Genomic DNA, 21,928 nt, shown 5'->3' with positions numbered 1-21,928 from the left:
ATCGGGTCACCGTTGCGGCCAAAACAAACTGTCCATGTCTTTCGCCCTCAACTGAGCGCAGGCGTTCATGACCGCAGACGAGATCATCGCAGAAGCGCTCATTCCGGATACGCACAGCGTGTTCGTCTTGGGTAGCTTCGAGCAGCGCGTGACCGTTTTCGCCCAGCAGGTCCGGGCGCTGAACCTTGTCGATGCGATCCTATCGCGCGGCTTGCTACAGGACACGGGCAGCGTCGCCATCGTGGGCGGCGGCGCTGCGGGCATTACCGCCGCCGTCGCGCTCGCCCGCGCCGCGCCAAACCTCAAGGCCCTCGATCTCTTCGAAAGCCGATCGAACGTGCTGGAGCTGCAGCACAATAGCAGCCGCTACCTTCATCCCCATTTCTACGACTGGCCCAATGCCGGTTCGGACAATCCCAACGCCGACCTGCCCTTGATGAACTGGACGGCCGGCTCCGCGGGCGAGGTTGCCGCGACCTTGCGAGCGCAGTTTGACGATGCTCGTCGGTCGTCGATTCTGTCGTTCCAGCCGGATCTGGGAGTTACCGGCCTCAATCCCAGCACGATCAGTACGGTACGCGTCCTTGTCCCCGGCGCGTCCCCGCTGGGCAAGATCTATGACGTCGTCATCCTGGCGATCGGGTTCGGGCTCGAGGCATTCCTCGATGGCGAGACGCCGTCATATTGGCTGCCCTCACAAATGTCGGCCGCGCTTCTGACCCATCAGGCGGAACCGCTTATCTTCATCTCGGGCAATGGAGATGGTGGGCTGGTCGATTTCCTGATGTCCGCCTTCAACGCGATGGAGCATCGCGCTATTTGCGAGTTCATCCTTGGGCTCGATCTCGGCCCCGCCATCGCTGCGCTGGAGCTGATCGAACAGGAAGCCTGGGCAGCGGGCGGTGCCGGTCTCGATCTGCTCGCGCTATATCGCGATCGGGTCCTTGACCTCGTGCCACAGGCCGTCTGGCAATCGATCATCGCGCAGCTGCGTCCACAGGCGCGTATCCATTTTCACACCAACGAGCCGCGGCTGCTTCGCCGCACGACCGCGCTCCATAACCGGCTCGCTGTCTTCCTCGTGATCGAGGCCGACCGGATAAGCGGGAACAACCGCGTTCAAATCACCACGGATGTCGCCTTTGACGGCGCGGTGCCTGTCACCGGCGCCATCACGCTTGAGGGGGGCGCGCCGTTCACGCCCTATCGCCGGTTCCTGCGGCTTGGCCCGGATTCGCGTCCGAACCTCAAGCCGTTCGAGGCGACGCTCTCGACCTTTCCCAGCCGCGTCCGGGCGTCGGCGACACGGCCGGAATCGCCGCAACTGACAGCGACGGCGCGCGCCCGGTTCGAAGCCGCCGCCGCCGCGCCGGGCGCCGCACCGCCTCCGCTTGTTGCTGCCGCCGCGGTTGCAGGTGAAAGTGACCATCTCCTCCTTCGCGCAAATGGCGCAGACATCGAATGGCTCAGCCCGGTGACGCCCGGCGAAGCGGAACGTTATTGGGTCGGTGGCCGCGCATTTGCGGTCCATGCGGATATATCGGCGGCCGACGCCGGTCCGCTGGTTGCGGCGATCGCGCGGATCGGCGCCCATGTTCCGGGCTTCGTCATTCATACCCGCGACGTCCATGGCTGGCGGGCGGCAATGAACAAGCTGTGCGCGGCGCGCGAATTGCCCGGGCCGGGTCTTGCGGCACCGTACGTTGTCCATGACTGGGTCGCTCCGCCCCCACTCGACATACAGGCCTCGGTCGGACCGGCACTGCTGGCCGAAACGGTCCATGCTGCACTCGACGATGAAATGCTGCGGCAGTTGCGCGGCGCCCTCCATCAGATTCTCGGACCCGCGGCGGTCGAGATGGGCTGGCCGATCGAGCCGGCATTGAAGGCGCGGCTCTGGGCGCAATGGGAGATCTGGCATGGAGCGCTGCTTGCCAACGCGGTGACGCGGCAGCGCTTCCTGCTCCTGCTCGCGACCGAACAGGATCATGCGGATCTGCGCGACGGGATGCTCGTGCGGGTCGGCCCGAAGATCCTCAAGCCGTTCCTGACCAAGCCCGCGCTGTTCGGCCTCACATTCGCCGTCTGTTCGGGGCATGCTTTGGCCCCGGCCGACGGCCCGCCGGGCAATGTCGCGACCCATGGCATCACGGGCCACGCGTGCGGCGTTGGGTGGATCGGAGGGAGGGAGCTCGGTGCATCCTGTGCGATGCGCCAGAGCTGGTCGACCGGCATCGTCCTCCTTGCCCAGCTCAAGGATGCCTTCCGGCTAATCGAGGGCGAGCTGCGCTTCGACCGTGCTGCGGGCGATCCGCCAAGGGTGGGGATGACCTCGCTGGGCGAGGGGCCGCTAGTGATTGGGGCCGACGATGTGTTCGTGACCGCTCTCGAGGCCGGGGAACAGAGCGTTCAGGATTATTTTCAATCGATTTTCAGATGGCGATCGGAAGCGGCCCAGGCCGGCCTTGAGGAGGAAGCACATGGCTGAAGCGCCAGCATTCGCGGATTTGCTGCTGCAGGCGGCCGAACGCATCGGAGCGCGCGTCGCGGATGGCGCGGTCGAGCTGGTTGGCAGCCGCTTCAATTCCGAAGTCCTAAGCGAAGCCGTCTCGTCGATCAAGCGGCACGACAATGACCTTCCCAGGGCGGTTCGCGCGGCGCGAATCGATGATATCCCCGTACTGATCGGTGAATTGTCAGGAACGGCGCTGCGGGCGAGCATCGAACCGCAGCTGCGGCGGTATCGTAATCAGGCCATCATCGCCCGCTCTTGGCTGGCCGCCGAAGCGCCCAATCTTCAGCTGTTTCTGATCGGACCGCAGGGAGCCTTCAGCCGCTCGGACTGGCGTCAGCTGGCTTCGGAGATCGAGGCTGATGACCGGACGTGCCGAAAATTGGTCTGGCTGTTCGATCAGGCGCCGACGGTGGACGACGCCGAGACGTTTCTGACCCGGACCTTCGTCGCGCGCCCCTGGCCGACGCAGCAGCAGCAGGTGCTGCTCGATACAGTTGCAAGCTATGCCCTGCCCGACGGGTGGGAAGAGGCCGTCGACGACAAGGACCTCGATTTCGACGGGCTTGTCGAGGCATTGATCGAACTGGAAGCGAAGATATGAGCGACATCTTCCTGCGCAGCGTCGAGCTTTCGAACTTTCGTATCTATGGCGAAAGCTACGCATTCGAATTTCACGAAGGGCCCGGGGTCACCCTGATCACCGGCGCCAATGGCCTGGGCAAGACGACCTTCTTCGATGCGGTGGAATGGGCACTGACCAGCCAGGTTGGGCGCTTCGCCGACATTCCCAATGACGCCCGGCGCAAGGGACGCGATCCCCTGACCCGGGTCGGCGCGACCGAGAACAGTCACCGGGTGAGCCTCGCCTTTTCGGAAGGGGCGCCCATCGACCGGGGTGCGGGTTTTCTTCCGCCCCACGGCTCGATTGAGCGGCTACTCACGCGGCCCGACTGGCCCGAGATAGGCAATCTGCACGGCTATCTGTCGATCACGCATTTTCTCGGACAGGCGTCGACCCGCCGGTTCTCGCTGCGCGAACCCAAAAGCCAGTGGGAGGCGTTGAAGGGTCCCGCGGGGGTCGACCGCATCAACCTGCTGCGCGAGCGCGTCAGCGGCCAAGGCGCGCGCCAGGCGTTCACCCGTGCCATTCGCGATCGCGGCCAGCGCCTCGAAACCGCTTCGGCACTGCTCGACACGTGGCGGATGCTGATCGACGATCGTAATCGCCTTGCGCGTCTTTCGAGCTCCGAACGGTCCTTCTCACCCAAACAGGTCCTGGAAGCTGTTGAGCGCCTCGCGCAGCAATTCCTGCCGCTTGTACCAGCAGGTCGCTGGATGCCGGTGACCGCAGGCACCGAAGCCGAAAGCGCCCTGAACGAGCTTGCGGCGTTGCTGGCCGATGGCAGAGCGGCGAATGAAGCGGCCGCGAGCCGCGCCGCCGAGCTCGAGCGCCTGTGCGTCGACTATGCCGGCGCCGGCGATCAGAGCGTCCAGAAGTCGAAGATGGCACAGGAGATCACTAACCGGCGCACCAAGCTCGTCGAGGAGCTGATGCGGGCCGAGGTCAGTCTCGCTGCCGCCACGACGGCTCGTTCGCGCACCGAACAGCGCGCGGCGCAAAACCAGGCGCGGGCGGCGTCACTCGCCCGTGTGTCACGCGCGATGGAGCAGCTGGACCGCAGCACCGCGCAGATGGCTGATGCCGAGCGCCAGCTCGACACGTCGAGGACCGATGCCGAGCGAGCAGAGGCGCGCCTGACGACAAGCCGAACGGCTATCGAGGCCGCGACAGCGCTTCGCGCTGAACGAAACAAAATCTCCGGCCGGATCGATGCCGCGAGACTGCGGGCGCAATTCTCCGCTTCGTTGCGAACTGTGCGCACCGAGATCCAGCGCCTGAAGCCGCTCGCCGACGCGCTCGACGAACCCGCGCTTCGCGGCAGGCGCGCGGCACTGACCGGGGACGTCACGGCGATCGCTGACGAGATCGCGCGCCTGACGCGGCAATTGCAAAGCCATGACGAGCGCGCCCAGACGCTGGCGGAGGCCGTATCGCGGATCGCGCATCAGCTGTCGCACGACGACACCAATTGTCCGGTCTGCGCCACGCCGTTCGAGATCGGTCAGCTGAAAGCGCTCGCGCTGGCCAATGCGTCCGTCGATACGGCGCCAGCTGCCGAACTCGGCAACGCGCTCGCGGCGGCGAAGGTGCGCCGGGGAGACCTCAACCGCCAGCTCGCAGAGGTCGATCGCGGCCTCGCGGAGCATGCCCAGCTCGTGACGGCCCTGACGACCGAGCAAGCGCGTGAGGCAAATCTCGTGCAACAACTTGTCGAGGCCGGTGGCGCCGCCGACGCCCATTATGACGACAGCTCCCTGATCGCGCTTCGCGCCGACCTCGATGCGGTCGATCGCCAGATATCGGATGGGCTGTCGCAGGATGTTCTCGATGCGGGCCTGGCGGATGCTCAGGCTGCGATCGAGGCCGAACGGGTCAAGCGGGTCAGCCTCGAACGGGTGCTGGCGAATGCGTCGTCGGATATGGAGGCAGCGCGTTCGTTGTTGACCCAGCATCCCGAACTCTGGACGCCGGGCGGCGGTTTGCTCGTGCCACTCGCACAGGAGGAAGCCGCCGCGCAGACCGAGGCGCGTGCGATCGGAGAACAGCTTCAGACCGACCAGGAGGCGCGCGACGCGGCCCGCGGCGAGCGCGACAGCCTCGCGGCGGCGATCAATCGCGAGGATGCGAGCCTTGCGACAACCAATGCTGACCTGGACAAGCTGGCCGAGACACGCAGGGATCTTGTCCGTCGGTGGAGCGAGCTTGGCCAGACCGGCGACCCCGACCCTGCCCGCGTCGCGCAGCTGCGGTCGCAGGTGGCCGAGCGGACGGCGCGCGCCGAACCGATCGCCTCCACCCAGGCCGATCTAATCAACGGGCTTCGCATCTGGCAAAACGACCAGCAGTTGCAGGTGCGCGAGGGCGCGATCGCGGCGACAATCCGCGAAAAGGGAGTCGCAACCGAAGCCGAGGCGACGGAAAAGCTGCAGGCCGATGTGGCGGCGGCCGGAGCGCAGCTCGAGATTGCCCAGCGCGCGCGCGACCGGATGGAAGAGGTCGGCGCCAAGATGCAGACCCGCGCCGAGGAATTTGCCGATGACGTGCTGAAGCCGCTCAACGACACGATACAGCGCTTCTCGCGCACACTCATGACCTGGTCGGATTCGTCGATCACCTACCGCGCGGAGCATCATGCAACGCGCTCGGAACTGCGCCCGGCGATCATTCACACCGGCACGGACGGCATCACCAGCCAGCTCGAGATCAATCCGAACTATTTCTTCTCCGAGGGCCAGCTTTCCGCGCTCAGCGTCAGCGCGCTGCTGGCGGCGAGCACGACCTTCTCCTGGTCGCGCTGGCGCGGCCTGCTGCTTGACGATCCGTTGCAGCATAATGACATCATCCACGCGAGCGCCTTCATGGACCTGCTCAGGCAGATGGTTCGCGAGCTGGGCTATCAGGTCATCCTGTCGACGCATGACAGCTCGGAAGCGGAATTCCTCGCGCGGAAGTGCCGCAGCGCAGGCATTCCGTTCGAAGTTCACGAACTGATGCCGCGCGGCGACGCCGGGCTTGTCTCGGCGGTCGCCTAGGCCGGAGACGGAGCATGGCAGACGAAGAGGATGAGAAGAGCTGGCTTCTGGCAAGCGAGATACCGTTCGACGAACTGAAGGGGCATGCGCTCGAGGAATGCCTGTTCTGGCTGCTCGACGGTATGGGCGCGCGGGATATTGCGTGGCGCGTGGGTGGCATCGGCGTCGGCACTGCCGATGGCGGCCGCGACCTCGAGGCCCGCTTCTATGTCCCCGATCACGATGGCCAGATCGTCGCGCGCCAATGGTGGGTGGAGTGCAAGGGACGCGCCGGCACGCTCGAAACCGACGCGGTCAAAATCGCGTGCAACAATGTGCTCGCCGATCAGGGCGTCGATTGCCTAGTGATTGCGACGAACACGACCTTCACTAACCCGACGCGGGACTGGGTGGAGAAATGGCAAGCGCGATTTCCCAGGCCGCAGATCCTGTTGTGGGACCGGGCTTCGCTGGAAAGGATGTTCGCGCAGCAACCGGCCACCGTTCTGCGCCTGTTCGAAGGTGGCCTCAGCTCGGCGGGCTATCTCCGCGCGATCCGTGATCGCTTCTGGAACCTGCTCGAATATAGCTCGATCGAACGCATCAAGCGCATCTGGACCGAGCGAGGCACGCTTGAGCTCGGGGTGATGGAGCGCTTCGCGCTGATCGCCAATGAATTTGCGCATGGGAGCATCGACAAACGACCCTGGGCAGGCGCAGTTCCATCCGAAGAGGTGCTGCAGACCTTCCAGTACGGCATGTTTAATCTCGTCTACCTCTATGCCCGGATCATGAAGACCGGGGTCGATGAGGGGCCAATCGTTAAGGCGCTGGCCTATCTTCTGCTCTCGACGGTGCGCGACCATCATCCGGATCGGATTCTCGAGACATTCGCGATCACGCTAAGGACGGAAAGCGACCAGCCGATGCCGCAAGAGGCCGTCGCATTTTTCATCATGCCGATCCTAGACAGCCTGCGGACCGATTTGCAGCTTGTCTGCACGAGCGACTGCGGCCGGTTCTCCCGGGACGACAGTCTCAAACATTGGGAGGACCGTGACCCGCTCGACAGCTACTGGTCGCGGTTCGGGACACGCGGCATCCCGCCGAAAACCGACAAGGGCGCCTATCACCGGCTCGAACGAACGACCGAACCATGCCGGGTGGGGTTCGACCTCATAGGCGAAGCCAGCTGTCCACTCTATGAGGTCGAGGCCGAGATGGGATCGCTTGCCGCGTTCCTCGCAACGATTGCGCATGTCGTACGGGCTAGGGCGCCCAAGCGTCGCACAGCGAGCCACCCCCCTTCCGGTTGTGCTTGAAATCGGGTGTAGTCAGCTGCCGTCAGCGATACCAAAAATACGCGACATCGCTCTCGTCGGCTATTGGCATCTCCGGATAGCGCGCCCGCATCTCGGCGGTGTCCTTTTCGAACAGAGCGTTGGCGGAATCGCGGATGCGATCGAGCACCGCCACCTTGCCCATTTGCCCGATCGACCAGATCGCCAGCCCGCGGTCGCCGTGTATGGCGATGCCCGGGCAGCCCCAGACCAGCTCGAACGCTTCGTCATCCGAGATCTCGCGCCGCAACTGTGCGCAGAGATAGAGATAGGTGGCAGGGTGATTGGACCGAACGAGATCCCACGCCGCATCGTCGTAGCAGCCGCTGCGGATGATCGCCTTGGAGATGATCCAGCCTTCCTCGCAGTGAGCGATCAATTCGCCCACGATCAGACCCAGTGCCTCCGGAGACGCCTGATAGGCGAGGCTTTTAGCGGCCCGATAGTCCCGCGTGGCGCGCCAATAGGACAGTGCGACCGACGGATCGAACAGGGCAGGCGTATCACGCGTTGCCTTTAGCCACCGAGCCATGGCTCCGCGCGTACCGCGATCGACCCAACGCTCGAGTAAATGATGCTGCGTGGGCATTGGCAGATGGCGGAGCAAGGAGCTGTGCAGCGCATCGACCGTCTGCCGCAGGCCCTTGTCGCCATCCGACAGCACGCATGTCTCTTCAAAGAGCGTCACCAGTTTATCCCGTTGGCCGGCCGTGGGATCATCGCCCAACAAGCGCATCAGACGGCCGCGTAGCGCGAGACGAACATCGGCCGGCTCGCCCAGAGATAGAGGGATGGCGGCGCAGATATCGTCGAAGGTCAGGCAGGCGCTGTAGGCATGGAGCAAGCTGCGGCCATCGCTCGCATAGGGAGGCTGGCCCGCGACTGCGGCGATCCGCGCCAATATATCCTGGAGTGTCATCGTGTCGTCCTAGCACGGCCGGCCAGCCTTCGTTTTTCATCCTTGTCAGAAAGTCCGTCCTTCCGGTAAGCGAGCCCGACCTCCGGCCAGACCGCGTCCGACGGCGCGTCGGTGAAGTCGGTGACAGGTAACCGACGAGGCGCGCGCCGATCGACGCCATCTTCGCCTCGAGCTGACCGAACAGCTCGACGGAACGATGAAGGCGTCGCTCGTTCGCTCAACCACGGGCTACGAATTTTACTATTCGATCCCGCCGCGAGCCGGGACGGTTTGACCGCACAGAAAAAACTCCAAAAAATTGCTGATCAAAGGCAGCTTTAGTCATTTGTCTCCTCCGAAGCGGACTGGCGCAAATGTCCCATGCTCGGTCATCCCGATCGGTTGCCGCTCGCCACGCGGGAATGGCCGGCGTCAAGATCAGCATCGTGGTCGATTTTGGCATGGCATTTTTCATGGCATTGGCGGCAATGTGTTCTATAAATATTTGAATCTAATATAAAAATGTTTGCAATTTACTATTGAGTGGGAATGTTCAGTGCGTTGGGGTCAGCTCGATCCCTGCATGGTCGCCGGGGCCATTTTCGGGCGTGGGCGACACCTGTAGCAGGTGGCCTCCCGCCAACTTGACAAAGCGCGCTACGCTACGGCGCGCTTGGTGTCTGTGGCCGCGCGCTCATGGATAGCGGCCATTTGGTCGGCCCAGCGACGCGCAGGACAACTGTCTGTGGCCGAACCCGGAAGTACGCTGTCGGTTCCAACACCAGTGGCGGCGGCCGAATGCCGAAGTTTCGTACCCGACCCTGAAAGGACATTCGAGGCGGTACCACCGCAACGGCTGCTTCTGCACCGCACCAACCACTCGCACAATCGAGCTCGCCGATGAAGCATCGGACTGAGCCGTCATTCGCTACCCAAGGCGACTCAACGCGACATAGCCCTACAGCGACAGTCGTTATCGTAGCTCCGGCGAAGCACGACGTCGCCGCGCTTCCTCGTGCATGTTGACCGGCGTAGCGCCAAGGACACGCGTGACCATCGCCGCGAGGAAGCGGCCAGGTGCGAGATCCTCTGGAATTCTTTCTTCGAGGATCGCCACTTTAGGAAGCTCGGCAATCTCACGATCAACTTCCGACTCGAGGGCGGGTGCCGGCGCATCCTCTTCTTCGACCAATTCGGGCCCAGGTTCCGGCACGCCTTCAGCGGGCCTTTCTTCGCCAGTGTCGGGTATTGCGGCATCGTCTGAGTATTCCATCAAGACGAGGCAGGTGGCGTGGTATGCGTCGTCCTCACGCCCGAGCTTGGCGAGCAGGTCAAACAACCAATCGGCAGTTTTAGGCTCCTTTTGAAGGATGTCGGAGCGAAGCCCAAACACGAAGCCGAGAGCAGCGAGGGGGTGCCTCAATCGCAGGTTCTTAGCGTCACCGTATGACTCCTCGATTCGATTCGGTGCGTTTTTGCCGTAGGAGGAGTCCATGCGCTTTGTCGAAATCAGCAACTCGGGCCCGGTGGCCCAGTCCGTGATGATGACGTCAACCTGCTTGAGGTAGTTCTTACCAAGGATGGATGCGCTGGAGGACGTAACGCCAGAAATCGAAGCTTGGTTGTTCACGCGATCCGCCACAGCATCTCGGATCTTGCGGGGCAGTGCCTTCAGCAAGTATGCGACAGCCGCGGGCAGGATGCGCGGGTGGACTGGTCGCGGCCAAGCCTGATCTGACTCGAAGCCCGCCCGTCGCAACTCATAGCTCAGCCATACATCGAGGGCTAACGCCGGGACTCCGGATTGGGTCCCGGCCTTTAGGTAAAGAGGAACGCCCAGCAGTTTGACAAGCGTGTTGTAGTCCGGCTCGAAGCTCAACTGTCCGTCGGGGTTCTTGATCCAAGGATTGCTGTGCACATCGTCAGGGGCGGCGAGGGCGACGATTCGGTCGAAAAGGACCCAAGCTTCTGCTTTCGCGGATTGTTTAGCGGCCACTGGCTGCCCTCACTGTGCGGCGGTCGGCGAGTTCTGCTCGCGCCTGCCGGATTTGCTTGATCTGTTTGGCCGTCAAGTCACCGCAGCCCGCAAGGACGACTTTATCGACGATATTTACGGCGTCGAGCAGCCTGCCGTCGCCTAGAAGCTCAGCGACTTGTTGCTTGACTGTGCGAAGCGCGTCAGCACGGGCCAAGATCAACGCGGGCGAGGGCATAGCCCAGACATCCGCTTCCTTCGGCTCGATCTTCAAAATCCCCCCACCATAGGCGCGACCGACCATCTCTGCGTGCAGCAGCGTGACCGAGTTCAGGCTCGCAAGCGGCAAAAGTTCGCGGCCGAGTTCACGGTATTTTTCATCGAGGTAGACGCCATGCACCGAGTTGAGGTGGCGGGCCCCAGCGTCATTTGCTGTGAGTCGGGGCGTGTCTGCGTTCATGCAGGTCAATAACAGGTCCGCAGCGGGGACGAGCGGCACTTGGTACCAGGTCTTGCGGACGCGGCACTTGTATGCAGTATCGACACCGGTCCGGTGGCCGTCTTCGATGTATGCCACTGCTTCAGCCGAGGGTGGATCGCTCGGAAAAAAGAGGTAGGTAGCGTGACCTTCTCGACCCAGTTTGCTAAGCATGGCGTTGGAGAGCGAGAGACCACGCAGGTGGGAACTTCCAGGCGGCGAGAGGCGCAGCAGCTCATTGCGGCGCAGGCCGAGTTCCTTCACACGCTGAGGCGAGAGCGTGAAGTATTTGTTGTTGCCCGTGACGATGCCGAGGGTGGTGTCCCCCCACGTCTCCAAGCTCGTAAACAGTCCTCGCTGCAGTAGCGCGTGCAGCGGCTCGATAGCTTTCGGGTCGATAAGGCTGCTGGTCCACTTGGCCGCCGGGTCAGTCGGCGTCCAAATCAGTCCTGCACCAAGCGACGCAAGGTCAGCGGCGTTCTTCGATTGCCGGATGGTCGCGTGATGCGCGGGGCCTTCAAGATAACCGTCGGCTAGTAGCAGAACAATGTCGGCCTCGGCTTCGGGGAACACCTGCTCGTCAAAGAGCACGAGCTGCACGTCGCGGAAGCGGTTGAAAAGAAATCGGCGCACGGGAGCCGCATAGTTCACCGAAAGCAATTCGGCTGGAAGAACAAGCCCGAGCCGCCCACCCTGCTTCAAGAACATCGCGGAGTGGATGGTGAATGCGGCCCAACTGGAGGCGAGGCCGGTCAGCGATACGCCACCTCGGAGGGCGGCCTCGCGGGATCGGGCGCGGGACTCGCCCGAAAAGTCCTGATAGCGGATGTAGGGCGGGTTGCCAATAACAGTGTCGTAGACCGGTTCGGGTTCGACCGTAAAAAAGTCACTATGCCGGATTTTGGCTTTACCACCAGCTTCTCGTACGCGTTGGTTGGCGACGCGTGCGCTGTGGGCATGAATCTCGACACCGTCGACGGTCGGACGCGCATCCATGTCCGGTGTCAGCTCGCGAAGGCGGCCAATGGCGGCGACAAGGAAAGCAGCATCGCCTGCGGACGGTTCCAACACTAGGTCGCCGGGCGTGCGAATGGCCCAGTTGGCCACAAACCGGGTGATCTCGCCGGGCGTGAAGAAGGCGCCTCGCTCCTTGCGAAGAGCTGGCGTGTCGTCGGGATCGATGGAGCGCACGAGCGTCACTTGCAAATCCTGGGAAGGAGCGCCACCGGCCATAAGTCGGAATCATGCCGCACCGGCTTCTCTGGGAAAGTGTTCATTGTCGAGTTACCTTCTTGTTGATCAGCCCGTACAGCGTCATTCACCTTCAGGATGTATTCAGCGAGTTCCGCGAACTGACCCTACTTGGAGAGGCTGCGGGGGGACACTGGCGGCGATCGAGCCTCGCTCGATTGGGCGACTACGCTTCCTGCAAGCGTCCTAACGCGCGCGGGGATGGCGAGCAGTTAAAGGCTACCGTTCGTGCTTGTCGGGGACAGCGAGGTACAGCGGACCTTGGGGACCTTACGGGTACTAAGCCCCAAGATTTTAGCCCGGTTGCAAAGCCTAAGTCGAGGTGATGGCACGCTATATCGCGACGGTCGCGTCGGCGGGTGACGAGCACTTCCCGCACGGTCACACGCCCCTTCTTGCTCTCGCCCGCGCTAACTCTTGGGCAGCAAACCATTTATCGTCGTGAACGCCCGCTCCGCTCGCTCCAACAGCGCGAGCGTGGCCTCGTCACTCCCATCAAGGAAGTTTGAGTTTCGGATGAGCCAAGACGATGGTGTGAAATGATCAAACTCGGCGATTTCGGCGGGGAGAACGCGGAACGCCGCCTCCGCCTGTTTGACCACGCGTTGGGTCTTGGGCGCTGCTTCACGCAATCGGTTGACCGTTATTACGTTCTCACCGGTCAACCCATAGGTTGCGTTCAAGAGCTCGGCATATTTGGCCGGCGAAAAGAGGTCTTCCACGTCGCTTTCGTCCTGTCCCGTGAAATCACCGATGGTCAGCACATGGCCTGCCTCGAGGATCTGGCTCTTTCGCAGGCGGTCAATCTTGGCTTTGTCGCCATTGGCCACGTCGCACAGCGCCGCGATGTTCAGCCGGTTAGCCCCGAACAACGACGAGAACGGCGCGATCTTGTCGATACCACCGGACGGGCACATTGTCCATCGAGGATCGAGGCCAACGCGCTTGCGTTGTTGCAGCGCTGCCGACAGAGCTTGTAGGTAGAGGATGTCGGAGGGCCCTTCGACCAGCAACGTATTCTTGCCCACGAAAAGGCTTTGGGTCATGTCGTACCCCAACGCACCTTGCAGTGGAAACAGCGTGTCCTTGTCCACCGACAGCACATCATCGCGCACCTTTGTTCCCTCGACGATAGGGCGGCTTCGCTCGTCGCGTTTGACGACATCTTCGACGATCAACACGTCGGACAGTCGATCGCTCGGCACCATGAACGGCGAGTGCGTCGAGTAAATAACCTGGTGCGTCGGTAAGAGCCGCCTTTCTATGTAGCGCAAAAGATCGGCCTGGGCCTTCCCGTGCAACGTTAACCCAGGCTCATCGAGAAGCATGATCGCATTGCCCGCGACCTTGCGCAGCTGCTTGAACTGAGCCAAGAACGAAAAGAACCATATGAATCCAGCGCTGCGCTCAGAAAGCGGGACGGTCACACGATGATTGCTGTTGTGAATCCGGGCCGTGACCACAGTGCCGCTGTTGAAAGGCGGCGGATCAGCCGGCCTGCCCTCCGCGATGTCGATCGCGACCTGGAGAGCATCGTTCTGGGTCCAAAACTCGAAAATTTCGTCAGTGATTTCGTTCGACGCCCCTTCGCATTTCGCTTTTAGCTCTTCCAGCTTCGTCGATGCTTGTAACTCTTCGATCGAGGTTCCCGCGTATTCGAGGAAATCGAGGAAGATGCGGTCTGATGAAGTAAGCGAGTTGTTGGCCCGTGCTTGATTGAGGGCGTTAATTGACACTTCGCCCGACATGCGTTCGAAGTGAGATGTGAGGAAGAACTTGGGCATTCTAGGCGCGAGGACGTCCAAGACTGCCAGTTGAAAATCGTCGCCCCGACACTTCTTCAGATCGGCGTACAGCGCGTCCAGCCCGGACGATCGCTGGGCAACCGCTTCGATCGCAGCGATTGCCTGCGCGGCATTTGCGCAGTCTTTGAGGACGTTCCGCTCGGTGTCGTCTGTTGTATGCTTTCTCACCAAGAACGCCAAACACTCACCGGCACTTACACTAACGATCCACGTCTGGGTCTCGTAGCCAATGCCGCGCTGGACCCGCACTTCCCGAGACCCCAACGCTCGTTCGCCAAACACCTCCGACACCGCCTTCACGTCAGCCTCGTCGAGGCTCCACAAAGTATCAATCACCTTCGACGTGGTGCCCTTGCTGCGCTCTTCGAACTTGTTCACGAACCTGCGAGGATAGTCCCGGGTCTTGTCGTAGGTGAAAGCAGCATAGGGATTGAGTCCATAGAGCGCCGACAGAATCGCCGTTTTGCCCGCTTCATTCTTTCCTACGAGGCAGGTCAAGTCACCAACCTTGAACTCGCCACTGTCCTCCACAGACCGGAAATCCGTCACTCGCGCCGACTTCAATTTCATTGAAAACCCCGTCTTGGTTTGTTGTAGGAGCGGGCATTTGGCTCGGGCCCTGGGCGAAAACATAGCACAGGTCGGACGCGAAGTTGGACGCTGGGGACGGTCCCAAAGTTACCTCGTGCACATCAAAGGTCAGTGCCGGATTTCGTTGCGACGTCCATGCATCGGACGCGCTCGACGCTGGGCAGGATGCGCGGGGTGACCGTGCTTCCAGCAGGCTACTGGCGTGAGCAAGGAAAATTATTTTTCGACGCACACTGAATTCCCACCGATATCCACCGATATACCAATTGCTGGTCCTCCAGCGAAAGTATCTAACGTCGAATGGAATCGAGAATGAAAAGAATCGCATTTACAACTGCCCTGCTAGTCGCGGTCCTCGGCCAATCCACAATCGCTGTTGCGTCGCCCTCTTGCGCGATCGCCGGTCATTGCGAGGGATCGTACTCCGGGGACCTCGATCACGGTGTAGTCGTCGCTGAGGTTGATGCGACGATGCGACGGATGGAACGTTGACTGGTAAAGCGCGATCGGCCGTTACGGGCCAGACGTTCGCCGTCGGCGGTGTGTTGAATGACGTGGGCTATCTTGCGCCAATCGCGGTGGGTTCCGTTTCTTCCGGCGCTGCGTTTTCCGGTCGCTTCATCGAGACCAGTACAGTAGCTGGTGGTAGTGCTGGAGCCGGACAATGGATCAACAGTACGTCTATCAATGCCGTCGCGATGCGCGCGAGCGGCGCGTGGGGCGTTGAACGTACATCCCACGCGGCGGGTCGCCAATAAGAAATATCGCCAATCTGGGAGGCGCGCTCGTGAGAGTCATGGCGCCGGATTCGAATAAGAATCCGGCGCCGGGGCGGACGCATTGGGGGACAGCGGCTCCATCCCCATCCCTGGCGCAAGCACAGGGCTCATTCCAACGAAATCACTCAGCGTCACCGTAGTAACGTTGTTGTGAGCAACACCCACAACGGTATCGAACTGTGGAGTGCGAATTGAACCGGAACCGGCTCGTGACTTCAGATGAAGCAATCTCGAAAGATATTGCACGAAGCCATCATACTCGAGTCCATATTCGGGAATCGATTTAACGGCAACATCTCTATCCCGTGTGAGTTCCGAGCCGGTCCATCGTCCCCAATAGTGACGCGCGCGCAGATCTAAAATCCCATTCTCGTCACAAGAACCGAACACCAAAAAGTGGGGTTGGGCCTTATTTCCAAAGATGAGCGCAACTCGTGACTTGAAGTCGGCGCTGCCGTGATCATACTTCTCAAGCTCGGAACGAATATCGATTTCCGCACGTTTGAACTCGACTAGCGTCCAGCGCGCATTGAGACTGCGCAGGATCGCGTCGCCCGCGGCCTCATGATTACCTGCCAACGGCGCGGCGAACGTGTAACGAGCCAGTTCCCTGGAAACGTACACATACTCGACAGTTTTTTTCCCACCAAATCCTACTGATCGGTTTTTCCAACACGTGTTGTCCCATAGGAGTGGCTTAGTACTGTATATCGGCGTCAGCGGATCTCGCCTGAAGATTGTCGCCAATTAAAACTCACGCATTTGCTAGCGGAGGGCATCCCGATTCGCTCGGGCGTCACGGATGCGTGTTTGAGCACCAACCACCCTGTCGACTTATTCAAGACGTTTCGCTAGGTCTTCCGCTCGGGGATGGTAGTAGCGCATGAGCATGCGTGGGTCTTTGTGCCCAGTAATTTTCGTCAGTTCGTGCATAGGGAAGATCGAAGCCAGGCGTGAAGTGGCCTCGTGCCGCAAGTCATGAAAGCGGAGGTCCGTCAGGAACTTACCGTCCGGTCGTTGCTTGGCCGTCTTGCACTCCTCGACGTACAGGTTGCGGGCACGCGTTACGGCTCGTTCGAAGGCTCTGGTGATGGCGTCACTGCGTATCTCGAACACCCGTCCAATGTCTGACCCCTCGTCGTCATGGGATTTCTCCTTGACGTGAACAACGGCGTCTTTCAGCGATTGCAACAAGGCCACGGCGCGCGACGACAGGGGTATGTCGCGTGCGCTGCCATTCTTTGTGGCCGGAAGATGAGCTACCCGACGCTTGAGATCGATGTGCTCCCACCGCATCGCCACAATCTCGCCCCGACGCATTGCTGTTTCGACTGCCAGCCAGATGATCGGCGGCAACAGCGCAGAGCCGCTGGCCGCCACAAGGCGCTCAAGTTCACCGTCCTGCGCTCCACGATCCGTCTCGACATCGTCCGCGCCCGACACTTCTGAGGCGAGATCGCCGGCGGCAATCCGCCGCGTCCGCGCGTTATTGGGCTGGGGCTTGCGCACCAGCTCTACGGGATTCGAGAGGCTTTCCATGCCCCATTCCTTGCGAGCTATGCTAAATACGTGAGATAGAACCGCTAGGCGCCGCAGCACAGTCGCCGGCTTATAGTTCTTCAGCCACTGATCTCGTAGTCTCGCCACATCGGCGCTGCGGATCGCAGCGAGCGGTCGCTTGGCTATCTCTTCTGACTTGCAGGCGCGCAATACCGATTGCTCCTGCGCAGCTCCCTTCTTGGCGGGCACCACTTCGGCCTCGTATCGAGTCAAGGCTTCATACAGTGTCGTCGCCTCGGCTTCGCCACGACTGACCCATACGCCGCGCGACATTTCGGACTCGATCATGTTGGCCCACGCTTCGGCCTCGGCTTTGGTTTCGAACGTTTTGCTCTGCGCGGGATAGCCACGCCGGCGTATTTGCGCTTCCCACTGATAGGGGCCACGTTTGCGAAAAGTTGCCATTGATGTCGCTACTATTTTTTGCGGGTGTGGCAATATTGTGGCAAATAAGCAAGGATCGGACTAGAGGTATTATCCTGTATGGAGATGTTTTTACATTCGCAATGCGAAGGTCGGGAGTTCGATCCTCCTCCGCCCACCAGGAACAATCAAGTCGTCACGAAGAACCCCGATAGCCACAGGCTGTCGGGGTTTTTTCATTTCCGGCGGCGACAATCCTTTCCCCTGCGACATTCGCGCACAGTTGAATTTGGAGTAGAGCCTCAAACTGCGTCAGCGCACCACGTACTGCGTCCTCTCCTGGCTTCTATTCTTAAAAACGCAATGACATCAATCAGATAAAGAGAGGAAATCGCATCTCTCCTAGTGAGAGAAACATCATGAGAACCCGTCTGCAATCCCGTCTGGCCTGTCGGAAACAGGCACCCGTCGCCCTCGCTGTGCCGCATGGCGCAGTGCATTCGTCGCATCTGATCGCGAACCCAGGCCACGTCCATGCATTCGAGCGCGTCACGCCTGCGACGTTCGACCGCACCTGCGTGCAACTGCGCGATGCGATCCAGCGCAGGCCCAGCAAGATCGCAACATTCCGGCACACAGCCGGCTGGCTAACCCAAAACTGGAGGGAGGCGCGATGAACACCGTGAACGACGAACGTCTCGAACTCCTGCAATCGATCGCCCACGAAACGTTGGGGATCAGTTCGCTGCAACCGACGGGCAAGCCAACTGCGGATTTTCGCGTGGTCAGCATCGAGAATCTCTCGCTCGCACTCGAAGCCGCGTACGACGCCGGATTGCTGGTTGGCGCCCGGACCCTGTGCGCAACAGGCGAAACGCGCTTCGGCTAGAAGCGAAAGGCGGTCCATGAAAGGGCCGCCTTCCTTATCTGTCTATCCCTTCAATTCTGTCTATCCGCAACAGTGCGCGTGCTGCGAGCGTTCATGGTGGAGCGTCTGACGCGCATCGGCGCGATACCGGAAAACGGCTGGCCCGTGCGAGAACGCACGAAAAGCGATTCCTCAGGCCAATCTCTAAGCGCTGAGTTGCCGTAAAAAACCCCCCCTTTCCGACGGATCGGCGCCTTCCGGTCGCCGATATGCTCTCGAATCGCAGCATTAAACGCGTCGTCTCCGGACTTTTCTCACCGGATGCCGCGGCCACGGGTCGCGGCCGTGATCGACGCCCTTTCAACGCGTCCGGCGTTTCGCGCCTGATCGAGCCCCTATGAACATGGTGACGCGACGACCGAACACCGTGATTGCCATCAGCCTCGCGCTGGCAGGCGTCATCTTCGCGATCTCGCTCTGGGTGCTGCTCGAGATGCGCAAGGACGCGCTGCGTCGCGCGCAGGAGTCGGCATTCAACGTGTCGTTGCTGGTCGAGCGCGATACGGCGCGCAATCTGGAGGTTTACGACCTGTCGCTGCAGGCTGTCATCGAAGGGCTTCAGCAGCCGGGTGTGATGGAACTGCCGCCGGCTATCCGCCAGATGGTGCTCTTCGACCGCTCGGCGACCGCGAAGGATCTGGGCTCGCTGCTCGTGATCAATGCTGCCGGCAACGTAATCATCGATTCGCAGGCGGTGCCGCCGCGTGGCCTGAACATCTCCGGGCGCGACTATTTCCGTGTGCATCGCGACTCGGCGAATGTCGGCCTGTACATCAGCAAGCCGTTCGTCCCGCCCTTTTCCGGCGAGTCCGCCAGCATCGCGCTGAGCCGCCGGCTCTCGAATCCCGACGGCAGTTTCGCGGGCGTCGTGGCGGGCACGATGCGCCTCAGCTATTTCCGGCGCCTGTTCGAAGGGATGAATCTGGGCGAAGGCGGTTCGATGGCGCTGATGCTCGCTGACGGCACGATGCTGATGCGGCGTCCTTTCGACGAAAAGATCATCGGTCGCAACCTGCAGGGCACGGCGAACTACACGCGCTTTACGCAATCGCCAAGCGGCGATTTCTTCGGCACCGCCGCGATCGACGGCGTGCCGCGCTGGTACGCATTCCGCCACATCGCGGGATTTCCGATGATTCTCGACGTCGCGATTGCGACGCGCGACATCTACGCCGAGTGGCGCCATCGCGCATGGATCCTTGGCTCGCTGATGGCTGCGGTCGATGTCGCGCTGGTTACGCTTGCGGTGCTGTTCTCGCAGCAGTTGCGACGGCGTATGGAGGCGGAAGAAGAGTTGCGCATGCTGGCGCGCACCGACGGCCTCACCGGTCTGCACAACCGTCGCGCGTTCGAAGAGATCGTCGAGACGGAATGGCGGCGCGCGCAGCGCACCGGGCGGCCGCTGTCGATGCTGATGCTCGACGTCGACAACTTCAAGGGCTTCAACGACCTGTACGGCCATTCCGCCGGCGACGACGCGCTCGTCGCCGTGGCGCGCTGCATCGCCGGCAAGGCGCGGCGTCCGGGCGACAGCGCGGTGCGCTATGGCGGCGAGGAGTTCATCGTGCTGTTGCCGAATACAGGTGAAGCGGGTGCGGCGCGCATCGCCGAGAGCATTCGTGCGGCGGTGCAGGCGTTGCAGATGCGCCATGTCGCGGGCGCGCATCACGTGCTGACGATCAGTATCGGCATCGCCAGCACGGAGAAGCAGCGCTTCGGCACCTGCCGCGCAATGATCAACGCCGCCGATACGGCGCTGTACGAGGCAAAAGATACGGGCCGGAATCGTGTCAGCGCGTGGCCGGTCGGCGCGCGGGTGGAGGAGCGTGCGGTTGCGGAGCAGCCGGACGGATAGTGTTTCATCAAATCAAACCCGGAAGCGACGGACGAAAAAAAACCGTTCACGCCGGGGAGACGTGAACGGCAAGTCGGAGAGTACAACGATGCTTGCGCTACTCATGGGGTCACGCAGCGTTTGCAGTGTAGTCACGCGCCCGCATCATAAACATCAGAGGAATCCCAATCATTGGCCCGCGCTGTCGCCCGACACGAGCGCCGCTTTCGTTCCCCTTTCATTGTTCATCTGTAGCTGTTAATTCCGGATATTTGAGCATCAAGCGGCCGGATTTGAGGCCGTAAACGAGTGGTGCGAACCGGATGTCCATGTCATGCAGGGCGAGACATCTCCCCAATTCCAGATGTGCAAAAAGGCGGGTGAAATGAAGTGGTTTGATCGTATGACTGTGTTGAGAAAGCTGTTGCTGGCGTTTGCGCTCGTCACGGGTTTCGGTGTCGTGACGGGTGTCGCTGGCATCACGGCGCTCTCGGCGCTGCACGAACTCACCGACGCGATCGGCGGCCGTTACATGGACGGCCTCTACTGGATGGAAGAGGCGAACCGCCATAAGGTCGACACGGACCTCGCCGCCGCGAATCTCGGCTACGCCGCCGACGATGCCGGCCGTCAGCGTCTGAAAGATGAGATCGTCGTTTCGTTGAAGGAGATGCATTCGGCCTTCGATCGCTATACAGCGACCATCACGACCGGCAAGGGCCAGGTTCTGCTCGATGACGTGCTGAAAGCGAATACCGTCTGGGAAGGCATCGTGCGTCAGCAGATCGGGCTCGATCCGATACCCGCAGGTGTCGACAACGCGGAACTCGTGCGCCGCGCGATTGCGGCGAGTGTCGCGATGCGCGAGCGCATCACGGTCGTCATCGAATATCGCCGCCAGCGCGCAATCGACGCGCAGGCTGAAGCCACCACGCGCTACGAGCGCATGCGCCTCGTCATGACGGCGCTGGTGCTCGCTTCGATGATCACGGGCATGTGGCTCGCGTGGCTGATCGCGCGCCGTCTGTCGCGGCAGCTCGGTGGCGAGCCGGACTACGCGATGGAAATCGCGAACCGCATCGCCAGCGGCGATCTTGCGGTGCGCGTCGATACCCGCGCGGGCGATACCAACAGTCTGCTCTTCGCGCTCGGACACATGCGTGAGCGGCTGGCGGGCATCGTCGGTGGCATCAGCGTATCGAGCGAGTCGATCCTGATTGCGTCGGGCGAAATCGCGCAGGGCAACGCCGACCTGTCGCAGCGCACTGAAGAGCAGGCGGCATCGCTGGAAGAAACGGCCTCCAGCATGGAGCAGCTCACCGCCACCGTGCGCCAGAACGCGGACAACGCGCAGCAGGCGAGCGGCGTCGCGCACGGCGCATCGGAAGTGGCCGCGCGGGGCAGCAGTCTCGTCGGCGATGTGGTCGAGACGATGCGCGAACTGGCTGCAGGCTCGAAGCGGATGACGGACATCATCGCGGTCATTGAAGGCATCGCATTCCAGACCAACATCCTGGCGCTGAACGCGGCCGTCGAAGCGGCGCGCGCCGGCGAGCAGGGACGCGGCTTCGCCGTCGTCGCGGGCGAAGTGCGCTCGCTTGCGCAGCGCAGCGCGCTGTCGGCGAAGGAGATCAAGGAGCTGATCGAGAACTCGACGACGCGGGTGGGCAGCGGCGCCGAACTCGCCGAGCGCGCCGGCCAGACGATGGCCGAAGTCACGCACGCCGTAAAACGCGTGACCGATATCATGGGTGAGATTTCGGCGGCGTCGAGCGAGCAGAGCACCGGCATCGAACAGGTGAACCGCGCGGTCGCGCAGATGGATGAAGTGACGCAGCAAAATGCGGCGCTGGTCGAACAGGCCGCAGCTGCGGCGGGTTCGATGGCCGATCAGGCGCAGCAGTTGAAATCGGCCGTTTCGGTGTTCACCGTGAAGGCGCGTGCAGTCTGACCGGACTGTCAAAACCGTCTGAACCCA

Annotated in this window: 14 protein-coding genes; 8 read left to right on the top strand and 6 right to left on the bottom strand. The window is 61.8% G+C overall.

Annotation, left to right across the window (positions count from 1 at the left end; genetic code table 11):
- Positions 1 to 67: 67 nt before the first annotated feature.
- From P3T21_RS05985 to P3T21_RS05970, 4 genes are read left to right on the top strand one after another with little or no spacing between them, the layout of a single operon-like run.
- Positions 68 to 2,488 (top strand): ABC-three component system protein, encoded by a 2,421-nt coding sequence (locus tag P3T21_RS05985; RefSeq protein WP_429255001.1) that lies wholly within the window; start codon positions 68 to 70, stop codon positions 2,486 to 2,488.
- Complete coding sequence (locus tag P3T21_RS05980; protein WP_429255000.1) at positions 2,481 to 3,116, top strand: ABC-three component system middle component 1; 636 nt, start codon at positions 2,481 to 2,483, stop codon at positions 3,114 to 3,116. The genes P3T21_RS05985 and P3T21_RS05980 overlap by 8 nt, the downstream gene beginning before the upstream one ends.
- Positions 3,113 to 6,169: an AAA family ATPase gene (locus tag P3T21_RS05975; RefSeq protein WP_429254999.1), complete on the top strand. Its 3,057-nt coding sequence runs from the start codon at positions 3,113 to 3,115 to the stop codon at positions 6,167 to 6,169. Before P3T21_RS05980 ends, P3T21_RS05975 begins: the two co-directional genes overlap by 4 nt.
- 14 nt (positions 6,170 to 6,183) lie before the next feature.
- A complete protein-coding gene (locus tag P3T21_RS05970; protein ID WP_429254998.1) occupies positions 6,184 to 7,470 on the top strand; it encodes a restriction endonuclease in 1,287 nt (428 codons plus the stop codon).
- Between the two features lie 22 nt (positions 7,471 to 7,492).
- On the opposite strand, the gene P3T21_RS05965 is transcribed toward P3T21_RS05970, so the two are convergent.
- From P3T21_RS05965 to P3T21_RS05940, 6 genes are all read right to left on the bottom strand, one after another.
- On the bottom strand, positions 7,493 to 8,407 hold the full coding sequence (locus P3T21_RS05965; RefSeq protein ID WP_429254997.1) for a hypothetical protein: 915 nt from the start codon (positions 8,405 to 8,407) through the stop codon (positions 7,493 to 7,495).
- Between the two features lie 952 nt (positions 8,408 to 9,359).
- Positions 9,360 to 10,382 carry a hypothetical protein gene (locus tag P3T21_RS05960; RefSeq protein WP_429254996.1) on the bottom strand — a complete coding sequence of 341 codons (1,023 nt, stop codon included), beginning with the start codon at positions 10,380 to 10,382 and terminating at the stop codon, positions 9,360 to 9,362.
- A complete protein-coding gene (locus P3T21_RS05955; RefSeq protein WP_429254995.1) occupies positions 10,372 to 12,039 on the bottom strand; it encodes an N-6 DNA methylase in 1,668 nt (555 codons plus the stop codon). Before P3T21_RS05955 ends, P3T21_RS05960 begins: the two co-directional genes overlap by 11 nt.
- A 461-nt stretch (positions 12,040 to 12,500) precedes the next feature.
- On the bottom strand, positions 12,501 to 14,465 hold the full coding sequence (locus tag P3T21_RS05950) for an AAA family ATPase (RefSeq protein ID WP_429254994.1): 1,965 nt from the start codon (positions 14,463 to 14,465) through the stop codon (positions 12,501 to 12,503).
- Positions 14,466 to 15,280: 815 nt separating this feature from the next.
- Complete coding sequence (locus P3T21_RS05945) at positions 15,281 to 16,012, bottom strand: hypothetical protein (protein ID WP_429254993.1); 732 nt, start codon at positions 16,010 to 16,012, stop codon at positions 15,281 to 15,283.
- An 87-nt stretch (positions 16,013 to 16,099) separates the two neighbouring features.
- Positions 16,100 to 17,230 (bottom strand): integrase, encoded by a 1,131-nt coding sequence (locus P3T21_RS05940; RefSeq protein ID WP_429254992.1) that lies wholly within the window; start codon positions 17,228 to 17,230, stop codon positions 16,100 to 16,102.
- A 377-nt stretch (positions 17,231 to 17,607) separates the two neighbouring features.
- Here P3T21_RS05940 and P3T21_RS05935 point away from each other — a divergent pair, with 377 nt between their 5' ends.
- The 4 genes from P3T21_RS05935 (at position 17,608) to P3T21_RS05920 (ending at position 21,901) form a co-directional block, all read left to right on the top strand.
- The gene (locus P3T21_RS05935; protein WP_429254991.1) at positions 17,608 to 17,865 is read left to right on the top strand and encodes a hypothetical protein; all 258 of its coding nucleotides are present in this window, start codon (positions 17,608 to 17,610) and stop codon (positions 17,863 to 17,865) included.
- Positions 17,862 to 18,077, top strand: coding sequence for a DUF6900 domain-containing protein (locus P3T21_RS05930; protein ID WP_429254990.1), 216 nt, complete (start codon positions 17,862 to 17,864; stop codon positions 18,075 to 18,077). The genes P3T21_RS05935 and P3T21_RS05930 overlap by 4 nt, the downstream gene beginning before the upstream one ends.
- A 382-nt stretch (positions 18,078 to 18,459) precedes the next feature.
- The gene (locus tag P3T21_RS05925) at positions 18,460 to 19,971 is read left to right on the top strand and encodes a sensor domain-containing diguanylate cyclase (protein WP_429255170.1); all 1,512 of its coding nucleotides are present in this window, start codon (positions 18,460 to 18,462) and stop codon (positions 19,969 to 19,971) included.
- 364 nt (positions 19,972 to 20,335) lie between these two features.
- On the top strand, positions 20,336 to 21,901 hold the full coding sequence (locus tag P3T21_RS05920; RefSeq protein ID WP_429254989.1) for a methyl-accepting chemotaxis protein: 1,566 nt from the start codon (positions 20,336 to 20,338) through the stop codon (positions 21,899 to 21,901).
- Positions 21,902 to 21,928 lie beyond the last annotated feature (27 nt).

The sequence above is a fragment of the Paraburkholderia sp. GAS334 genome (assembly GCF_050436625.1).
GTDB lineage: Bacteria > Pseudomonadota > Gammaproteobacteria > Burkholderiales > Burkholderiaceae > Paraburkholderia.
Note: the sequence above shows the minus strand (reverse complement) of the source record. Positions and strands in the feature narration are given on the sequence as shown.

Bases quoted from the DNA above. Each gene is read 5' to 3' on its own strand.
- P3T21_RS05985 (WP_429255001.1), top strand. From the start codon at position 68: ATGACCGCAGACGAGATCATCGCAGAAGCGCTCATTCCGGATACGCAC.
- P3T21_RS05980 (WP_429255000.1), top strand. From the start codon at position 2,481: ATGGCTGAAGCGCCAGCATTCGCGGATTTGCTGCTGCAGGCGGCCGAA.
- P3T21_RS05975 (WP_429254999.1), top strand. From the start codon at position 3,113: ATGAGCGACATCTTCCTGCGCAGCGTCGAGCTTTCGAACTTTCGTATC.
- P3T21_RS05970 (WP_429254998.1), top strand. From the start codon at position 6,184: ATGGCAGACGAAGAGGATGAGAAGAGCTGGCTTCTGGCAAGCGAGATA.
- P3T21_RS05965 (WP_429254997.1), bottom strand. From the start codon at position 8,407: ATGACACTCCAGGATATATTGGCGCGGATCGCCGCAGTCGCGGGCCAG.
- P3T21_RS05950 (WP_429254994.1), bottom strand. From the start codon at position 14,465: ATGAAATTGAAGTCGGCGCGAGTGACGGATTTCCGGTCTGTGGAGGAC.
- P3T21_RS05940 (WP_429254992.1), bottom strand. From the start codon at position 17,230: ATGGCAACTTTTCGCAAACGTGGCCCCTATCAGTGGGAAGCGCAAATA.
- P3T21_RS05935 (WP_429254991.1), top strand. From the start codon at position 17,608: ATGAGAACCCGTCTGCAATCCCGTCTGGCCTGTCGGAAACAGGCACCC.
- P3T21_RS05930 (WP_429254990.1), top strand. From the start codon at position 17,862: ATGAACACCGTGAACGACGAACGTCTCGAACTCCTGCAATCGATCGCC.
- P3T21_RS05925 (WP_429255170.1), top strand. From the start codon at position 18,460: ATGGTGACGCGACGACCGAACACCGTGATTGCCATCAGCCTCGCGCTG.
- P3T21_RS05920 (WP_429254989.1), top strand. From the start codon at position 20,336: ATGAAGTGGTTTGATCGTATGACTGTGTTGAGAAAGCTGTTGCTGGCG.